The organism is Paraburkholderia sp. JPY465 (assembly GCF_050436725.1).
Classification (GTDB): Bacteria; Pseudomonadota; Gammaproteobacteria; order Burkholderiales; family Burkholderiaceae; genus Paraburkholderia; species Paraburkholderia youngii.
In genome coordinates this window covers 3,310,589-3,328,319 of sequence record NZ_JBNDMT010000003.1, presented here as the reverse complement: position 1 = coordinate 3,328,319, position 17,731 = coordinate 3,310,589, and the positions used below count along the sequence as shown (strand labels likewise).

The 17,731-nt window shown below is 56.6% G+C and carries 14 protein-coding genes; 7 read left to right on the top strand and 7 right to left on the bottom strand.

Annotated elements, in window-relative coordinates; all coding sequences use genetic code 11:
- Window positions 1–18 precede the first annotated feature (18 nt).
- The 3 genes from QFZ94_RS30010 to QFZ94_RS30000 are packed head-to-tail and all read right to left on the bottom strand — an operon-like array spanning window position 19 to window position 3,637.
- Window positions 19–1,035 (bottom strand): substrate-binding domain-containing protein, encoded by a 1,017-nt coding sequence (locus QFZ94_RS30010; RefSeq protein WP_429461344.1) that lies wholly within the window; start codon window positions 1,033–1,035, stop codon window positions 19–21.
- A gap of 32 nt (window positions 1,036–1,067) precedes the next feature.
- Window positions 1,068–2,063 (bottom strand): ABC transporter permease, encoded by a 996-nt coding sequence (locus tag QFZ94_RS30005; RefSeq protein ID WP_429461342.1) that lies wholly within the window; start codon window positions 2,061–2,063, stop codon window positions 1,068–1,070.
- Window positions 2,064–2,107: 44 nt separating this feature from the next.
- On the bottom strand, window positions 2,108–3,637 hold the full coding sequence (locus tag QFZ94_RS30000; protein WP_429461340.1) for a sugar ABC transporter ATP-binding protein: 1,530 nt from the start codon (window positions 3,635–3,637) through the stop codon (window positions 2,108–2,110).
- Window positions 3,638–4,067: 430 nt separating this feature from the next.
- Here QFZ94_RS30000 and QFZ94_RS29995 point away from each other — a divergent pair, with 430 nt between their 5' ends.
- The 5 genes from QFZ94_RS29995 to QFZ94_RS29975 all read left to right on the top strand — a co-directional run bounded on the left by QFZ94_RS29995 (window position 4,068) and on the right by QFZ94_RS29975 (window position 9,176).
- Window positions 4,068–4,964 carry a LysR substrate-binding domain-containing protein gene (locus tag QFZ94_RS29995; RefSeq protein WP_429461338.1) on the top strand — a complete coding sequence of 299 codons (897 nt, stop codon included), beginning with the start codon at window positions 4,068–4,070 and terminating at the stop codon, window positions 4,962–4,964.
- 117 nt (window positions 4,965–5,081) lie between these two features.
- A complete protein-coding gene (locus QFZ94_RS29990; protein WP_429461336.1) occupies window positions 5,082–5,831 on the top strand; it encodes an SDR family NAD(P)-dependent oxidoreductase in 750 nt (249 codons plus the stop codon).
- Between the two features lie 139 nt (window positions 5,832–5,970).
- Window positions 5,971–7,299 (top strand): MFS transporter, encoded by a 1,329-nt coding sequence (locus tag QFZ94_RS29985; protein WP_429461334.1) that lies wholly within the window; start codon window positions 5,971–5,973, stop codon window positions 7,297–7,299.
- A 27-nt stretch (window positions 7,300–7,326) separates the two neighbouring features.
- On the top strand, window positions 7,327–8,178 hold the full coding sequence (locus QFZ94_RS29980) for a transketolase (protein WP_429461332.1): 852 nt from the start codon (window positions 7,327–7,329) through the stop codon (window positions 8,176–8,178).
- Window positions 8,175–9,176, top strand: a complete 1,002-nt coding sequence (locus QFZ94_RS29975) for a transketolase family protein (protein ID WP_429461330.1) — start codon at window positions 8,175–8,177, stop codon at window positions 9,174–9,176. Before QFZ94_RS29980 ends, QFZ94_RS29975 begins: the two co-directional genes overlap by 4 nt.
- 145 nt (window positions 9,177–9,321) lie before the next feature.
- Here QFZ94_RS29975 and QFZ94_RS29970 read toward each other — a convergent pair whose 3' ends face one another.
- Window positions 9,322–10,809, bottom strand: a complete 1,488-nt coding sequence (locus QFZ94_RS29970) for a hypothetical protein (RefSeq protein ID WP_429461328.1) — start codon at window positions 10,807–10,809, stop codon at window positions 9,322–9,324.
- Window positions 10,810–11,321: 512 nt separating this feature from the next.
- Between QFZ94_RS29970 and QFZ94_RS29965 the strand changes: the two genes are divergently transcribed.
- On the top strand, window positions 11,322–12,926 hold the full coding sequence (locus tag QFZ94_RS29965; protein ID WP_429461326.1) for a hypothetical protein: 1,605 nt from the start codon (window positions 11,322–11,324) through the stop codon (window positions 12,924–12,926).
- A gap of 115 nt (window positions 12,927–13,041) precedes the next feature.
- Here QFZ94_RS29965 and QFZ94_RS29960 read toward each other — a convergent pair whose 3' ends face one another.
- Window positions 13,042–14,763, bottom strand: coding sequence for a UvrD-helicase domain-containing protein (locus tag QFZ94_RS29960; protein ID WP_429461323.1), 1,722 nt, complete (start codon window positions 14,761–14,763; stop codon window positions 13,042–13,044).
- Between the two features lies 1 nt (window position 14,764).
- Window positions 14,765–15,934 carry an ATP-dependent nuclease gene (locus QFZ94_RS29955; protein WP_429461321.1) on the bottom strand — a complete coding sequence of 390 codons (1,170 nt, stop codon included), beginning with the start codon at window positions 15,932–15,934 and terminating at the stop codon, window positions 14,765–14,767.
- Window positions 15,935–16,150: 216 nt separating this feature from the next.
- Between QFZ94_RS29955 and QFZ94_RS29950 the strand changes: the two genes are divergently transcribed.
- Window positions 16,151–17,311: an IS30 family transposase gene (locus QFZ94_RS29950; protein WP_429455971.1), complete on the top strand. Its 1,161-nt coding sequence runs from the start codon at window positions 16,151–16,153 to the stop codon at window positions 17,309–17,311.
- Here QFZ94_RS29950 and QFZ94_RS29945 read toward each other — a convergent pair.
- The gene (locus QFZ94_RS29945) at window positions 17,260–17,718 is read right to left on the bottom strand and encodes an ATP-dependent nuclease (RefSeq protein ID WP_429461319.1); all 459 of its coding nucleotides are present in this window, start codon (window positions 17,716–17,718) and stop codon (window positions 17,260–17,262) included. The two genes, QFZ94_RS29950 and QFZ94_RS29945, sit on opposite strands and share 52 nt — an antisense overlap.
- Window positions 17,719–17,731: the final 13 nt, after the last annotated feature.

The window sequence follows — 17,731 nt, the reverse complement described above, 5'->3', positions numbered from 1 at the left end:
CCCTTAACATTGCAGACGTTAATAACTACCGGCCGACGGAGGATAGACCCGCTTCACGGTTGCTTGCATGCTCGGTTGGTCGATGGACTCCTTCGTAACGAGCGGCTCTTTCAGGGCGAGCTCCTGAGTCGTCGGCTTCTTGTTGAGAGCGTTATAAACTTGCGTCGTTGCGTCGACACCTTGACCGACTGCTTCCTGAAGGAAGATTCCCTGGATGGCGCCCTCACGCAGAAGGCGAATCGTCGTTGGACTGCCGTCGGCAGTGACAACGGCCACCTTTCCCGTCAGTCCTCGAGTCTGCAGCGCTTTCGCGGCACCGGTGGCTGCTTCGTCGTACATGCCATAGATGGCCTTCACGTCGGGATGCGCAGTGAGGATGTCGTTCGCCTGAGATACCGCCTCATTTACAGTCAAACCATGGGTCTCAAGGACTTGAACAAGGTCGCAACCGTCGGCTGCGAACGACTCTTTAGCTCCCTTCATGTACTTCTGTGCATTCTCGCGGTCTTGCGGCAGCGAAAGCATCGCAATCTTGTTCCCGCCGCGCTCCTTAGCCAATTTGCACACATAGGAGCCCTGCGCCTTGCCGGTCTCGTAGTTGTTTGCCGTCACCGCAGACGTGAAGTCCGTCTGGCCCGCCTGCGGTCCAATACCCGCAAAGGCAATCGGAACCGATTTTTCCTTCAAGAGTCTGAGAACGGGCGGCGTGCTTGTCGAGCTAACCGGTCCCATTACAATTGCGCTGACTCCTCGGGTGAGGGCGGTCTTGACATTGTCCATCTGCTTAGCAGGCGAGTTCTCCGACGTTAACTCGACGTAGTTCATGCCAAGTTCCTTCGCGCGTTCCTTGACGCCGTAGGCGACCCACTGCCAATACGAAATATCGAGAGACGGTGCGATGTAGGCCACCGTCTGCTTGGCTTGCGCGAATGCTGACTGTGAGGCAAACGTCGCGAGAGCCATGGCAGTGCACGCGACGAATTTCGTCAGGCGGGCTCCGCTGTTGCCGTTGTTCCTGAGGGCGAGCGCTTTCATTCCTGTCTCCTTGCTAAGTTTGTGCAGCCGACTTATCGCCGTGCCTTGGTGACGCGGTCGACGAGAACCGCGATGAGAATGACGACACCGGTCACGGTGCCTTGCCAAAAGCTGTTGACGCCAATCAGGTTCGCGCCGTTTTGGATGATGGTTATCATTAGCGCACCGAGAAGCGCACCAATAGCTGACCCTGTTCCGCCGAAAAGGCTCGCACCGCCAATCACGACCGCCGCAATTGCTTGTAGCATCAGGCTTGACCCCGCAGTCGCTTCAGCATTGCTGATGTAGGAAATGCTCACAATCCCCGCGAAGGATGCGAGCACGCCCGAGAGAACATAAGCAGACAGACGAACGCCATTCACAGGGATGCCGATGACTTTTGCTGACGAACTGCTGCTGCCGACGGCATATAACCAACGGCCGGCTACCACCTTGCGCAAGCAGAACTCGATGACGATGAGCAGCGACGCACACCAAAGTACGTAGTTCACGATTCCCGGGACAAGTGTTCCGGAATTCAAAAGCCAGTAGTTGGAGTCGGTGATTGGCAGTGAGTGGCCGTCCGTGACGATGAATGAAAGGCTTCCGGCGATGGCATAAGTGCTCAGCGTAACCACGAACGGCGCAAGCCCCACGAAGGTGACCAACGCGCCGTTGATTGCGCCAATCACAAGTCCTACCGCAAGGCCGGCAACGCTGCTTGCAACGCCTCCCAGGCCGTGCGACATAGCAAGGCCGGTGACCATCCCGGTTAAGGAGAAGACAGAGCCGACGGACAGGTCAATGCCACCCGTGACAATCACGAGGAGGACGCCAAACGCCATAATGATGAGCGGTGCAGCCGCTTGCGCAACGTTAGCGATGTTGCCGCTCGACAGCGCAGCCGGAACCACCGCCCCCACCGCCAGCTCGATGACGACGATGGCGATTGCGATGGCGATTTCAGTTCTGTACGTTGACAGCACGCGGCGGACCCCGCCGCCGGGGTGACGTGCTTCGCTTCCAATCGAGTCTGTGACGGTCTTCATGATTGTCTCCGTGTCTAATCTTTTGATTCCGCAGCTCCGGCCCGTCAGGCGGCCATGCCAGTTGCGTTAGCTAGATTCGTTTCGTTCACGTCGGCGTGACGAAGGACCCCGGTGGGGCGTCCCGATAAGTCAAAAGCTAGTACTGTGTCGCAGAGTTCGACTAACTCAACGTACTCTGTGGACCACCAAACCACAGACGTGCCTTGCGCAGCCAGCTTTCGGATGAGTGCATAAATCTCGCGCTTCGTACGGATATCTACGCCGCGAGTCGGCTCTTCGAGAACAAGGAGGTGCGGCTTTAGAGCGAGCCAGCGCGCCACAAGGATTTTTTGTTGGGTGCCACCACTAAGCGTTGCAGGCAAATCCCAAAGGGAATCCGCACGAATCCTCAACGCATCGAGCAGGCTTTGTCCCTGTTGAACTTCCTTTGCTCGCGTGATGGCTCTGCGCTCGACAACCCTGCGGGCTGCCGCCAGGTTGTCGATGATGGGTAGCGTTGCCAGGATGCCCTTGTTCGCCCGGTCTCCGGAGATGTAGCCCACACCAGCACGGGCGGCCGACGACGGACTCTGATGTGTAACCACCGCTCCGGCGCGTTCGACGTCCCAGTGCGTATTCCGAACTTGGCCGGTGAGGGCCTCGATTAAACCCAAAGGTCCGGTAGGCGCACCAGCTAGACCAATAATGGCCCCAGCACCTATCTCAAGGTTGATTTCGTCGAGCTTGACAACAAGCGGCGCCACTACGTTTCTGCTCGCACCCCTCGTCGCAGCTTCGTGTTGCACCTGTACGGCGTTGTCAGCTTCATGTTCCGCGCGTTGGTCTGGCTCGACGTTTTGTCCCATGAATTCGACGATTTCTCGGTCGGTGATGGCGCCCAGCGAAACACGGTCGACAGCCGTCTTGCCGTCGCGAATGATGGTGCAAACGTCCGCAATCTGACGAATCTCACGCATTCGGTGAGAGACGAAAAGAACTGCGAGTTTTGTCTCTGATATGAGTTTGCGAATGACGGCGAATAGCCGCCCCGTTTCGGCCGCCGTTAAGTTGGCCGTCGGCTCATCGAGGAGCAATAGCTTCGCACCGGAGCGGAGGGAACGAGCGATTTCGACTAGTTGCCGCTCGTGCAGGGTCAAGTCGCCCACGACGCGTCCGACGGACTCACGAGCAAACTGAGGGTCTATCAAAGAAAGCGCTTCAATCGCGAGTGTGCGCGACGCTCGCTCGCTGTACGTGCCAAGAGCACGATTTAGGCGAGGCATCGCGATGTTTTCGGCGACTGATAGATGCGGGAGGAGCGCGAGCTCTTGATTGACCACCGCAATCTCTCCCGTCTCCATTGGGGAAACGGTGAGACTGTCAAGTTTGCGGCCGGCGAACTCTAGCGTGCCACTGTCGCGCTGGTGTTGCCCGGAGATAATTTTGATGAAGGTCGACTTGCCTGCACCATTGCCGCCGAGAAACGCATGCACTTCTCCAGCCGCAATGGACAAATCAAAACCCTTCAGAACCTTGGTAGGCCCAAAATTCTTCACGATTGAACGCGCAACCAACAAATTCTGCTGTTGAGGCATTTCGTGTCTCCGTCGCGAATGGACGCGAGCGAACGTCTCCGAGCGCTTGCCGGAGCGTTGCATGCATCGAGATAGAAGGCGGAAAAGGTGCCGTGGCTTCAGCTGGGAAGAACTATCGCTTCTCATCCAACTACGGACAAGGCAGCGTCAACTGTTTTCTACTGGGATGGGCGCCGGCGCGTTACCCGCCATACTGCGTGCTCAGGGCGGAGTCGCGGAATCGCAAGGAAGGACCGATAATGCATAGATGTCTCCTGCACAGTTGTTGCACTGCGCAATGTTTATATAAGCGATTACCCGATGTATCGCTGGGCTGACACGAAGCGTTGGTTATGGTGTTCTGCGCCCCGCCGTTGGCAATCAGAATGGCAGCGACGACCGTCTCAAGGCAATGCAGTTTTCTTCAACTGCGACTGAAATAAATTTGACGATGCGAATCCCTCCCCTGAAATCCATCATCGCGTTCGAATGCATCGCTCGGACAAAGAGCGTCAACCGTGCTGCTGAGGAACTCGACCTCACGGCGTCCGCGGTAAGCCACCAACTGGGCAACCTGGAAACGATGGTTGGACAGCCCCTGTTTCAGCGAACCGGGCGTGGACTCATCCTCACGCCGACCGGTGAGCGCTATCTGGCCGATGTAACGGGCTCCCTGGCTGACTTGAGTCGAGCAACTGAAAGGGCATCTAGCCGGAAGGAAGTTGACATCCTGCGCGTGCACTCGAGCCCAAGCTTCGGGCTCATGTGGCTGTTGCCAAGGCTGTCTTTCTTTCAGGAGACGAATGGAGACGTTCAGCTGAACGTCGCGTGCTCCTATGAGGACGTCTCCTTCTCCAACGGCTATTACGATATCGATATACGCCATGGCTACGGCGGATGGAGCAACCTCGAGGTGAAAACTGTCCGAGGAGAGTTCATCGCTCCGCTGGCCTCGCCTCAGTATCTCGAGCGTCACCCGCTGTCTGCTCCTGAAGATTTGCTCAATCATCGGCTCATCTACTCAGAAACACCGCTCGTTCAATGGAGACAGTGGTTCGGACGTCACGGGGTAGCCGGTACTAACAAGACGTTTGATTTTTCTTTTGACCGTTCGTACATGTCCATCGAAACGGCCTCGCTTGGGCTTGGAATTGCGCTCGAAAGCACGATGATGGCTTCGAAGAAAATCCGCGAAGGCGCGCTCGTCCAGATTTTCGACAGAAGCTACTCCGTCGAAGTTGCAGCGCACCATCTCGTTTACCCGGGGCAGAATGCGGAGTTACCGCGCGTCGCTAAGTTCTTGTCGTGGATTGAGGACGAAATAGAGCGCAGCAGACGTCCGGCCTAGGGAAAACACCAGCATTCTGAAAATTTCTCAGCTTCGGTTGAAGGAAACTGCGTTGATGCAATGGCTGTCGGCGGACAAACTTCGTCATACACCAAGTTCATCAACGGAGACATTCACATGTTGCTCGAGAATCAAGTTGTCGTCGTCACGGGCGCCGCATCCGCTCGCGGCATCGGCAAGGCTACGGCCAAGGTCATGGCCGCCCAAGGCGCACGCGTTGCCATTCTGGACTTGAATCAGGCCGACGCAGAGAGCGCGGCGCGTGACCTTGGCCAAGGGCATCTTGGGCTGGCGTGCGATGTCACTGACAAAGAGGCGTGTATCGCTGCCGCCGATGCAGTCGCGGCGAAATATGGCCGCATCGATGCGCTCGTGAACAACGCGGGTATCACTCAGCCTATCAAGACGCTTGAAATTACACGCGGGAACTTCGACGCAGTGGTCGGCGTGAGCTTGCTGGGTACGCTGTACATGTCACAGGCAGTCATTCCGCACATGAAGAAGCGGCAGAATGGCAGCATCGTGTGCATGTCGTCGGTTTCCGCGCAACGCGGTGGCGGCATCTTCGGTGGCCCGCATTACAGCGCTGCAAAGGCGGGCGTTCTTGGTCTCGCAAAGGCCATGGCACGGGAGTTCGGCGCCGACCATATCCGCGTGAATTCAATCACGCCTGGTCTTATCCAAACGGATATTACTGGCGATAAGTTGACCCCTGAGATGCGTGCGGACATCATCAAAGGGATTCCTCTTGGCCGCCTAGGTGAAGCCACTGACATCGCCAATGCATGCCTGTTCCTCGCGAGCGGTCTGTCGACCTACTTGACCGGCATTACGCTCGACGTGAACGGCGGCATGCTCATTCACTGACTTAAGCCGCGTGCGCCTGCCGTCAAGGCGCACGAGACGACGCACTCGGATGAACCGAGGCGTAGGGCCTTTTCAAACGGCACCAACGGCTTGCCGCCGAGCTCAGTCTTGGCTGAGTATGGCCGACAGGAGACAACCCGTGAAATCGAAACTCGCTGCGCCAGGATATGGCGCTGGGCTTTCTGCGTCCAGCGATGCAACGACCTTTGAGGCGAAGACCTATGCAAAGGTCGCGCGAAGACTCATTCCGTTCTTGATGCTTTGCTATCTCGGAGCTTACCTCGACCGGGTGAACGTGGGCTTTGCGAAACTGCAGATGCTCAACGACCTCCGTTTCTCCGAAACGGTGTACGGCATCGGAGCGGGCATCTTCTTCCTCGGCTACTTCCTTTTTGAAGTGCCCAGCAACATCATCCTGCACAAGGTAGGCGCGCGCAATTGGCTCGCCCGTATCATGCTGACCTGGGCTCTGATTTCTGCGAGCTTCGTGTTCGTAAAGTCGCCGACTGTCTTCTACATTCTGCGTTTCTTGCTGGGCGTTGCAGAGGCGGGGTTTGCGCCGGGCGTCATCTTGTACCTCACGTACTGGTTCCCTTCGGCCAGGCGCGCGAAGGCTCTTTCTATGTTCTTCATGGCAATTCCGTTGGCCGGAATAGTCGGGGGGCCGCTGTCCGGCTGGATTATGCACGCGTTCCAAGGCGTGCAGGGGCTGGCGGGGTGGAAGTGGCTCTTCATGCTGGAAGCACTCCCTTCGCTAGTTCTTGGCTTCGCAATCATTCTCTATCTCGATAACGGAATCGCCAGCGCGAAGTGGTTATCTGACGACGAGAAGTCTTTGTTGAAGCGCAATGTGGAAAACGACCGGATGCAGACGACGGAGCATGTGTCCATCCGTTCCTTCATTGGCGACCGTCGTCTGTGGTTGATGGCTGCGATTTACTTCTGTGTTGTCCTTGGGCAGTATGGCCTGACGTTCTGGCTCCCGACCATCATCCGTCGCACTGGCGTTGCTGACCCGCTGTGGGTAGGCATCTTGACCGCGATTCCGTATATCTGCGCCATCGTCGCACTGCCCATTCTTGGTACCAGCGCCGACAAACGTCGTGAACGCCGACTCCATTTGGCTATTCCGATGTTGGTATCGGCTGCGGGGTTCGCAACACTGCCGCTGCTTGGAAGCATAGGCGCCTCGATTGTATGTGTAAGCGTCGCAGCGGCAGGCATTCTGGCCTCGTCGTCGCTCTTCTGGGCTTTACCTACTGCGGTCCTGGGTGGCATGTCTGCCGCAGCCGGTATTGCAGCCGTCAATTGTTTCGCCAATCTTGCCGGCTTCTTCTCGCCGGCCATCGTCGGATGGCTCAATGACCTCACAGGAAAAGCGACCGCAGGCCTCATCTTCATCTCTTCAGCTGTCGCGCTTGGAGCGGTGCTGGTTTTCTTCGTGCCCGCCAAGACCGTCAATCGTTGAACCCAATCCTTCTAAGGAGACAAGCAAATGAGCACTCCCGTTATCGAGGACTTGTCGCTCGCTGAGCGTGCATATCGAATCCGGCGCAACGCCCTGCTGATGGGCGAGGTGCAAGGCCAAGGCTACATCGGACAAGCGTTGGATATCGCCGACGTGCTGGCCGTATCGTACTTCGGCGCAATGAACTACCGTTCAGCGGAGCCTGACTGGGAGGAGCGCGACCGCTTCCTTCTGTCCAACGGCCATTACGCCATCGCGCTCTACGCGGCTCTTTTTGAGGCTGGCATTCTGCCGCAAGAGGAGCTCGAAACGTACGGTAGCGACGACAGCCGACTGCCGATGTCGGGGATGGCCAGCTACACCCCGGGCATGGAAATGTCGGGCGGCTCACTTGGGCAGGGATTAACCATCGCGGTCGGCCGTTGTCTGGGACTGAAGCGCAAGGGTTCGAAGTCGTTCGTCTACACGTTATTTTCCGACGGCGAGCTTGATGAGGGAGCTATCTGGGAAGGCCTGTTGTCTGCAGCCCACTGGAAGCTGGACAACCTCATAGCGATGATTGATGTCAACAACCAGCAAGCCGACGGGCCGTCGACGCAGGTTATGGCCTTCGAGCCCCTCGTTCCAAAGCTGGAGGCCTTCGGTTGGCACGTGCAACGTGTCAATGGCAATGACATCGATGCCGTCAAGGCAGCGTTTGACAACGCCCGGAATTTGAAGGAAGCGAAGCCGCGCATTATCGTATGCGATACGAAGATGGGCTGTGGCGTGCCGTTCCTTGAGGAGCGCGAGAAGAACCACTTCATTCGTGTGGATGCACATGAATGGAAGCTGGCACTGGAAGCACTTGATGAGACTTTCGCAGGGAGAAAAGCATGAGCTCGGTCATCGATAAAAAGCCTCGCCTCAAGACGTCAGCGATGATTGCGTCCATCGCTGGGGAAGGGCAGGTTACCCGTTCGGCACCCTTTGGTCATGCACTTGTCGACCTCGCAAGAACGAAGACGAACGTCGTCGGAATGACTGCGGACCTCGGTAAGTACACCGACCTGCACATCTTCGCCAAAGAGTTCCCCGACCGCTATTATCAGATGGGGATGGCCGAACAGCTGCTAATGGGGGCGGCCGCTGGTTTCGCTCATGAAGGCGCTCAGCCGTTTGTCACCACGTACGCCGTATTCGCGACGCGCCGTGCTTACGACTTCATTCACCAGACCATCGCGGAAGATGACCTTGACGTCAAAATCGTCTGCGCGCTGCCCGGCCTGACGACAGGTTATGGGCCTAGCCACCAGGCTGCCGAAGACCTTGCGCTTATGCGAGCAATGCCTAACATGACGGTTATTGACCCCTGCGATGCGCTCGACATCGAGCAAATGGTGCCAGCAATCGCTGCTCACAAGGGGCCGGTATATGCGCGTCTTTTGCGAGGCAACGTGCCGGCGGTACTGGACGAGTACAACTATCAGTTTGAAATCGGCAAGGCGAAGATGCTTCGCGACGGCAATGACGTGCTCATCATCTCGTCAGGCATTATGACGATGCGGGCGCTCGAGACTGCGAAAGCGCTTGAAACGGACAAGGTCGACGTGGCCGTTCTTCACGTTCCAACCATTAAGCCGCTCGACACTGAAACAATCATTCGTGAGGCGAAGCGAAGCGGGCGCATGGTCGTGGTCGCAGAGAACCACACGGTCATTGGCGGACTTGGCGAAGCCGTTGCCACGACTCTGTTGACGTCTGGCGTCTCGTGCGCCTTTAGGCAGGTTGCGCTCCCGGACGCGTTCCTCGACGCTGGCGCTCTGCCGACGCTTCACGACCGCTACGGCATCTCGACGAACGTCATGGCAGACAACATCAAAAAGTGGCTGGAGTAAAGCCACCACGGAAAGCCAGCGAATCGCGACCGACAAAAGTGCCTGAGCGAAATGCAAGCTCGAAGACCTGCAGCGAACCGTGCCTCAGCCCCGAGACTCGCGAATCTTTCCTGGCACTTACCCTCCTGTAGCGGCGTGACCGCCGTCACAGGAGCACGTAGCTGACCTTGCTGTCCCGCGTCGCTCTGAACTTGACCGACACCGGTTGCCCAAGCCTGATTTTTTTGCGTCCGGCTGTCATGACAACATGCGAAATCTCCACGGCAATTTCCTTCTCCGACAGCAGCCCTCCAAACGCGTGAACGTCGAGCAGTTGGGCGAGACGCATTGCCGTGGGTCGACTCACGGATATTGACCGCAGCAGCGACTCAACCTCATGTTCTGTCTGTGGCTCGACTGTTGCGGTCATCATGCTGCCAGCCGAGATGTGTCGAAGTCCTGCAAGCTGGTGCACGCGGTCGATGTCCTCCGCCGTTATGTCGAGTTCCTTCGGCATCGTGATGTCGATTGGCGACTGGTGCAGAATCACACGCATCTCTTCGACGAAGTCCAGCAGTCCATAGCCAAGGGAAGCCATCGGCAATTTGCCGTGGCCTGCTGCAAGTCTTTGTCCTTCGACCTCAACGACTATGTCAACTTGCAATCCCAGACGAGCGGCGTCTCGAAGTTTTCGCAACTGGTCAAAATACGGGAGTACCTTAATTCCTCGCCCGACCCAGCGCTCGAAGGTTGGTGTGGCTGTAACATGGAAGCGCTGGCCGTCAGAGGTAACCGAAAGCGCCAAACAGCCGCCGAAGAGCTGAGCGTCGCAGGAGAAACCTTTGTTACCTGAGGACAGTGTTGCTGAACCCTGGTCAAGAAACTCAAGTTCCTTCTTTTTCTTTGAGGCGACGGAGAGCTTGACGACGGCATGACAATTCAACGGGTTGGATATTGAGACATGTCGCGTTTGCCCGTTGAGGCCGTCGAGCAACGGCGTCCCATTGAACGTGATGTCTTTGCCGTCAAGGGTCACGCGTTGTCCGTACTCGTACAACCGCTGCATCAGCTGTCGAGTCTTGGCATTATCGCGAAGGTTCATCGAGACGTTCACGGGTCCGTCGACAGGTTCAATGCTGAACGATGGAACAGAACCGTCGTGGGCGATTGTTACCCTGAACCGCGGGTCCAACTCCTCGAGCGACCGTGCAATGGCGGTCATCGTTGTTCCCACGCGTGAGAGCGCGTCACGCGCCGACAAAACGTTGACTCTGTCTGCGAGAGACGCAGCGGCATCGAGCATCGACGGCTTGTTTATGCGTAGGAGCGCCCGCGCTTCGGCTGTTTTCTTCCATTGCACAAGTTTGTCGACGGGGTAGCCTTCCACGTCTCGGTCGATGAGTGCTGCACAATTGCGACAAAGCCAGATTCCGTTGTTGAACGCGGACCGCTCCGCCGACGTCAGGGCGGCGTCGTATCTGGGGCCGCCGGGCGCAGCCGCGGTGATGTGTGCCGCTTCCCCTGTGGTAACGAAGCCTTCAGGGCCCGCCTTGGGGCCAACAGTTTGATTCCTGCAATCTGGATTTGAACATGCGAAGGCAACGCGACGTGCTAGTTTTTCGACGACGGTCTTGTTGAAGTTATCGCGTGGCATACGTTGTTAGTGGCTGGAAGCGTCAGCTACGTTAGCAGACGCTCTCTAAACGCTCAACTTGACCCCGGGGCAAGAAGCTAGGTACGGGCCGCCGTCGCTGCTGCTCGGGCACCGAAAGGTCTAAAGTTCCGAAGATACCGCGCCGTTATTCGTATTGCCAATATGCGAGCAAGTGCAATGGGCGAAAAGCTATCGGCGACCAGAATGACCGCCATCAACAGTTAGATACGCAATTCCCCTTAGCTATTTGATAGTCAGCACAGAAATCACTATGCGGACGTCCCTTTGTCCTTCGATTCGGCGTAAGCAAAGGCGAACCACAACGGGCCTGCCCGATGGAAAGCAACATGGCTAAGTGACTTATCGTGAATTCAGCGTGCCCCGGATTGGGACCTCAAAAAGGTGGACGTAGCGACAAACGGTTAACGCTCCCTCATGTAATCAGAAATCGAACAATTGAAATGCTTCTACCTAATGTAACCAGCCTATCCGAAGCTCTTGACGCTTTGAAGATGGAATCTAAGAAGTACATTGTTCACGGCACAGTCGACGACGTTCTCAAGCAAGGATTCTGGCTGGCAAAGCCCCAATTGCGTGCTTCAAACGCAGCGTCCTTGCGACGGGTTGAAAGGGCTGACCACGTCGTGAAGTCGATTGAAGCGGCGCGTACGCCTTGGAACCGACTTTGGCTCCGCAAGCGGTATTTGAAAGCATTGAAAAGACAGGCCGACGGAAAAATTGAACGGTCGAAATACGCCAAGGTTGCGAACGAAGCATTCAGCAAATACAAGAGTGCGAATCGCCAAAGTGCTGTGTTCAAAGTAGAGCAGTCGGACAAGAGCGTCGAGAGTCTCCACGAAGTCTCAGCGCTCGAGAAGAAGTTGAATGCTCTTGTGTCCCTATACACTGATGCGATTTTGAGGTACGGAAATACGGCGCTCGGATTCGAGTACGTCGAGCCGTCCCCATTTACCGGACAAATGCGACTCGACTTGGCCCGAGTGAGGTTAGAATTGGCAGAGTTGGAAGCATTCGCCCAGAGCGAAATGCCAAAGCGCATTGCCCAAGCAAGCATCTCAAAGAAAGCTCTCGCAATTCACGATGAGTTTCTCGCGCTTAACGGTGCGCGGCATGTGAGCGGCTCTGATAGCGCGACGTTTGCGAAGGCATCGGCCGCGGGTATTGTGGGCCAACTTAAACCGGCTGCAAGGCCGCCGGCAACCACTCCGCAGGAGCAGTTGTCACTAGCCTTCAAGGCGGCGGTGAGAGCCGGTAGCTTCCAGCGGCCAGAAGCATGGATTGCATTTTGGACTGCCATCAAGGCGACGAGCGACTATCACGCCAAAGCATACGGCGCCGGTTATGCTGAAGACGCGTTCGCTGTAGACTGGTGCAATGCTTGGGAACAACAGATTCGTGCATGGGGACCGAGTTTGTGCTCCGCACTTGGAATGCCTGATGGATTTGTACATGCGGTGCGCGGGACATTTCTCAACAAGAAGGCTGAGACAAGGACGGGCGCAGACATCATGCTAGCGCTCTGCACGAAATTCGGTGACTCCGTCCGTGTGCGCCTTGCATTTATCCAATTCAAGAGGGATGAACGGAAGACGGATAAGATTGACGTTTGGCAGGACGCGGTGCGGCAGTTTCAGTGCCTGGAAAAAATGCATCGACCGGACCTCGGTAGCTTTTCTATGCACGCGCTACTTTCCGTGCGCAACTGCGGTCTCGCCGCAATTCCCGCGGTGGCAGTTCCGAAGTCCAAAGCGGCGATAAATCGCGGTTATGGGTGGCACGAGGAGACGTCCGCGACCAAATGGACGGCAGCTGGATGTGACGTTGACTGGCGTGAGTGGGGTGAATGTTTCCCGACATTGCTAACCGGAGCGTTGTGCGGGCGAGTCACAGCGTCGTTTGATGGCGTAAAGGCGGCGTTCAAGTGGCTGAGTGAGGAATCGGGCCTGAGCTCAACTGAACTGCCGCCCTACATGATTTTTCAGGCAATCGGCGAGAATGCTCGCGCGCTGACCAAATCAATGGAAATGGAGGCCGAGCGTTGGGCAAAAATCCTAGGTATATCCCTGGATGGCCCCTCGCACGGGCTGTCAATGTAAGCGGACGTTACTTGCTCGAGTTGACAGGGTTGACCTGTAACTACCGTTCGAACAAGTGGTCGGGCCGCAGGAAACGAAAAAATGCTGACGTGTTGTGTCGCAGTGCTGGTGTCGCTTAATGTGGCCAAGGGAGGCAACCTTTCGCCTCAAGTCCCTCGACCAAAGTCTTTGATGCGGAACTCGGAACGGCGATTATTAGGAGGTTCTCAGCGCGAGTCACGGCCACATATCCAATGCGCCCTTCTTCGGTCCCCATGCCGCCGAGCAACTTGTTCAAATCGGCCGTTCTCGCGAGAAAGAAGACAGCGGGGATACCTTCCCCTTTCGCCTGATGGACCGTATCAATTCTGATGGCGTTTGCGTCGGCTTGGGCCAAATCCGTCTTCCACATAGGTTCGTTGCCGACCTTGGCTAACGTCACATTGTTAGACCAAGTCGCAGACCTTCGGTACGCGGTTCCCGACTCGATTTGGTCAAGTAGTTTCGCGAGGCGTTTCTTCAACTCAGGATGCCACTTCGATTTTGCCGGTAAACGGGCATCCGGGAGGCCCGTCGCGGCATTGCGCACAAAACCCCAAAGCAGCCGACGCAATGCTCTAACGTCGCCAACGCTCGATGTATCGAGCAAATCGCGGTGCAAGCTGGTCCCAGGCGTTGCTAGAAGTTTGAGTAGGCCGACGACGGCATTTTCAAACGACGTTGCCATGTCGAGCGCACGGTCGCGCGCTAGTGCGGCGAGAGCAAATTTTTCAGTCGCCCCTTGCCCAACTATTCCAGCGCTACCTCGGAGCCTGTCTACCACTGAGGTGGCTCGGGACAGAACGATACCCTCCGAAAAAGAGTATCGGTTACTTTCCAAGATGACCTTGAATGTTGCAAGTGCCTCTTCGAGGTTGGACTCGTCGTAACGCAAATAATAACATCCGTGTGTCCGGTCGCACTCGGTACGAAACGGAGTAGAAACGGTTGCGGCGAACGAATTCGATGCCGTCACAATCGCTCCCATCGAGCGCCGATTCTGAGAGAGTGGAAAGCTGACGGTGCCATCGGCCGTTGCGTAGTCGCGGAGATAGGTGCCATCGGCGCCAGCAAAATCGTAGATACCTTGGTTGGGGTCGCCAATCAGACTAACTACAGTTCCTCGACTTGCAAGCAGCGAAATCAGGATGCCATGCAGCGGGACAATGTCCTGGGCCTCATCGACCAGCAAATGCGGGAATCGTCTTGCGAGTGCCTCCAGCAACCGCCTCTCACGAGCCAGGGTCAACATAGACCAGTATCTGGCAAGCTCATACGTATAAGCGCCCATCCGCCCGACCTTGCGGATAGCGGTCCGTGCAATTTCGCGCTCGACGACTATCGGAGGCCTTCCTTCGGATTGCACCGAATATTCAAAGTCACCGCTGTCTAACCATCTGATTCGAAGCTCGCTAATGTTGTGCGGATACTTTCCGTCATAGATACGTGCGCCGTTGAGAAAAGGCTCATTACCGGTCACGAAAAACGGAACCCTTGACGCCTCCATTACGCGGGCGCCGTGAGGGCGGAGGATGTACGTGGTCAGAAATGAGTCTGCGGTTTCTATGAGAACACGGTTTGCCCACGTGGGCATGCCGATGCTGAGTTCTCTGTATTTCTGACGAAACGTCTCGACTGCCACGTTGGAATACGAGAACAGCGCCATATGGCCACGTGATTCTGAGAGCCGCTTGCGTATCTCTAACAGTCTCCGTACGGCTGTGGCAGTCTTTCCGCTGCCCGGGCAAGCAATCACGCATTGCGGCGATAGGTCAGCGTTGATGATGTCGGATTGTTCCTTTGTCGGGGTAAACTCCATGTCATTCCGCCATGACGAATTTAAGAGCTTGCTCGATGTACGGCGGGACGTTCATGGGAAGTCCATCTGCCGTAATTGCTTGGGCGAGGGACTGGGCAAACGCTCCCTTTTGAACATTTGTTCTGCCACTTCTGCGTTCGAACATCCCTTTGAAGAGGAGCTTTGCTTTCTCTTCTTCGGGTGCGCCGTTCACCTCTTCTGTGAGTTCCTTCGCAATTACCTTGTGAAGGTCCGCGAGCGCGGTGAGCATGGTGTTCCGGCTCGAACCGTCCATTGCAAGGTCGTATTCGAGAGTCTTTTGCGCAAAGAACGGCTGCACAAACTTGTTCGCGAGCGCGGCAATGCCTTTCGCCGTATCCGACATCGCCAGAATCTCACCGGCCTTCGGATATCCTCCCGGCGGGTCACCGTCGGTCAGAATCGCGACTGGAATCTGGAGCCGAGTTTCGCCAAACAACGGAATGAACGCATCAAAGTTTAGGCCCTCGGTGCTGATTACGCTTATCGCATGCTTAGTCAGGTCGTAGCCGAGTTTGGATGCAAGAGCCTCAAACATGAATAACTCGGCGGCCCCCTCGACAAAAACAATCCTGCGAGCAAAGAAAATCTCTGCACGGGTGACGTTCAGATAGCGTTGAAGCTTTTCCTTCTTCCGTTTCTCGAACGTGACTTCTCGAGGAAAGAATGCCGCAGTCGCATCGGGTGTATGGTAAATGCATCCGATGGCGTCGATATCGGCTAAGGCGGCGAAATTTGGAGAGTGGCTCGTGACGAACACCTGAACCGGTTTTTCGCCAGCTGCGGGCTTCTCCACCGAGTTCAGATAATCCAGCAAGACAGCCTGTAGCTGTGGATGAAGGTGCGCTTCTGGTTCTTCGACTATCAGCGCGCAGTAGGCTGCCTCTTTGCTTAGGGACAATTCCGACAGAACAACCGCCATATATATGAGGTTGTTGAAGCCAAGACCGTTCTGTTCTATCTCGAAGTTTTCAACAGCGAGCGAGAGGCGAGCGGCAACCCGCTGAAAGTCGCTGGGGCTGAGGCTCACAGCGAGCTTTTGGCTTAGAACCGCCCCCAGCATCTCGACGTGGCGTTTGGAAACGGCTTCCGCTGTGTCGGCGATGGGCTTCGTCTTCTGAAGCTCATCGTCGAGTTTGCTCAGGGCCTCCACAACGTCTTTTGTGTGAGGCCGAGTCCGACAGTCGATGTACGAGCCGCGACAGTTGACTTTCCCTGCTGGGACGTAGCCCTTGAGCAGGGTCGCGCAACGGCTGAAGATACACCGCTCTGAGGTCTTCCAGCATCTCTGTTGTGACGGGATTTTCCGGCGGATTCAACCGGTCGATGCAACACAATGAACGCTGCATGAGCGGCGGGAGTGTTGCAAATGAAACAGCGACACCGGATTTACTACAGCGAGAAGCAGAAAGCGCTGATGTGGGAGCGCTGGCGAAAGGGTGAGTCTCTCGAGCATATCGCCCAGCTCTTCGATCGCCACCACTCGTCCGTGCAGCGGATCATCGGCGAAGCCGGTGGAATCCCGCCGGCAAAGCGACATCGTTCGCGGCTGGCGCTAACATTAGCCGAGCGGGAAGAGATATCGAGCGCGCTTGTTGCTGGCGATTCGATCCAGTCAATCGCCAGTCGGCTTGCGCGGGCTCCCTCTACCATCTGCCGCGAGATCAAACGCAACAGTGGGCAGGATGGCTATCGGGCAAGTCACGCCGATCAGCTTGCCTGGGATCGGGCGCAGCGGCCCAAAGTCTGTAAGCTGGTCGAACACCGGATGTTGGCACGCATCGTGGCAGACAAACTTCAACTGGAGTGGTCGCCCGAGCAGATCGCGGGATGGCTCAGGCGCGCGTACCCGGACAACGAGGATTACCACGTGTCACACGAGACCATCTACCGCAGTCTCTTCATCCAGGCCCGTGGTGTCTTGAAGAAGGAATTGCTCGAACATTTGCGGCGTACCCGGGTCATGCGGCGTTCCCGCCATTACACGCAGAAGACGGGCGACCACGGCAGGATCCGCGACACGGTGTCGATCAGCGAACGTCCAGCCACGATCGAGGACCGCGCAGTGCCGGGACATTGGGAGGGTGATCTGCTTTGCGGCAGCGGGAGCAGCCAGATTGCGACGCTCGTCGAGCGCCAGACACGCTATGTGATGCTGGTGAAGATTGCCAGCAAGGACAGCGAGGTGGTTGCCGATGCGCTCATCAAACATGCCTGCAAATTGCCCCAGGAACTCTACAAATCGCTAACCTGGGATCGCGGCACTGAGATGGCCAGCCACAAACGCTTTACTGTTGCCACGGACATTGCCGTCTACTTCTGCGACCCACAACATCCCTGGCAGCGTGGGTCGAACGAGAACACGAATGGACTGTTGAGGCAATACTTCCCGAAAGGTACCGACCTGTCGGTGTATTCACAGACCAGGCTCAATGCTGTGGCGAGACGGCTCAATGAACGTCCGAGGAAGACACTGAATTACGAAACGCCAGCCGAGCGGTTTAACCAAACTATTGCATCGACCGGTTGAATCCGCCCCTCGTGACTGCCACACCAGCGTTTTATCTTTAATCGGCCGCCAAGGTCGGCGCTGGCGTACCGCACGCTCAAATGCGCCTCGTATTCCAGGCCCGTTGCGGTAGTGACGGGACGCAGGGCGGTCAGAAAGTCAGCTTCCTCGTCGGCGGAAAGGCCTCGGAAAACATATTCGAATGAGGCTTCCGCTGAGCGTACACCACCTTTGCTTACATGAAGGTCGTATTCCGAGAGGCGAAGCGCCCCTTCTTCACCAGTCGATAGCAGCACTCGCAAGGCATCAACAATGGCTGTTTTGCCGGCGTTGTTCGGCCCGACCAGGACGTTTAGGCCTTCCCGAAAGCGCATCTCGAGATGCTCGAGACGACGGAACCCTTTGATGACCAGTTTTGAAAGGTACAAACGTAACTCCGCG

Excerpts from the sequence above, each read along its gene's own strand:
- QFZ94_RS29965 (WP_429461326.1), top strand. The coding sequence starts at position 11,322 with ATGGAATCTAAGAAGTACATTGTTCACGGCACAGTCGACGACGTTCTC.
- QFZ94_RS29950 (WP_429455971.1), top strand. The coding sequence starts at position 16,151 with ATGAAACAGCGACACCGGATTTACTACAGCGAGAAGCAGAAAGCGCTG.
- QFZ94_RS29960 (WP_429461323.1), bottom strand. The coding sequence starts at position 14,763 with ATGGAGTTTACCCCGACAAAGGAACAATCCGACATCATCAACGCTGAC.
- QFZ94_RS30010 (WP_429461344.1), bottom strand. The coding sequence starts at position 1,035 with ATGAAAGCGCTCGCCCTCAGGAACAACGGCAACAGCGGAGCCCGCCTG.
- QFZ94_RS29980 (WP_429461332.1), top strand. The coding sequence starts at position 7,327 with ATGAGCACTCCCGTTATCGAGGACTTGTCGCTCGCTGAGCGTGCATAT.
- QFZ94_RS29975 (WP_429461330.1), top strand. The coding sequence starts at position 8,175 with ATGAGCTCGGTCATCGATAAAAAGCCTCGCCTCAAGACGTCAGCGATG.
- QFZ94_RS29970 (WP_429461328.1), bottom strand. The coding sequence starts at position 10,809 with ATGCCACGCGATAACTTCAACAAGACCGTCGTCGAAAAACTAGCACGT.
- QFZ94_RS30000 (WP_429461340.1), bottom strand. The coding sequence starts at position 3,637 with ATGCCTCAACAGCAGAATTTGTTGGTTGCGCGTTCAATCGTGAAGAAT.
- QFZ94_RS29995 (WP_429461338.1), top strand. The coding sequence starts at position 4,068 with ATGCGAATCCCTCCCCTGAAATCCATCATCGCGTTCGAATGCATCGCT.
- QFZ94_RS29990 (WP_429461336.1), top strand. The coding sequence starts at position 5,082 with ATGTTGCTCGAGAATCAAGTTGTCGTCGTCACGGGCGCCGCATCCGCT.
- QFZ94_RS30005 (WP_429461342.1), bottom strand. The coding sequence starts at position 2,063 with ATGAAGACCGTCACAGACTCGATTGGAAGCGAAGCACGTCACCCCGGC.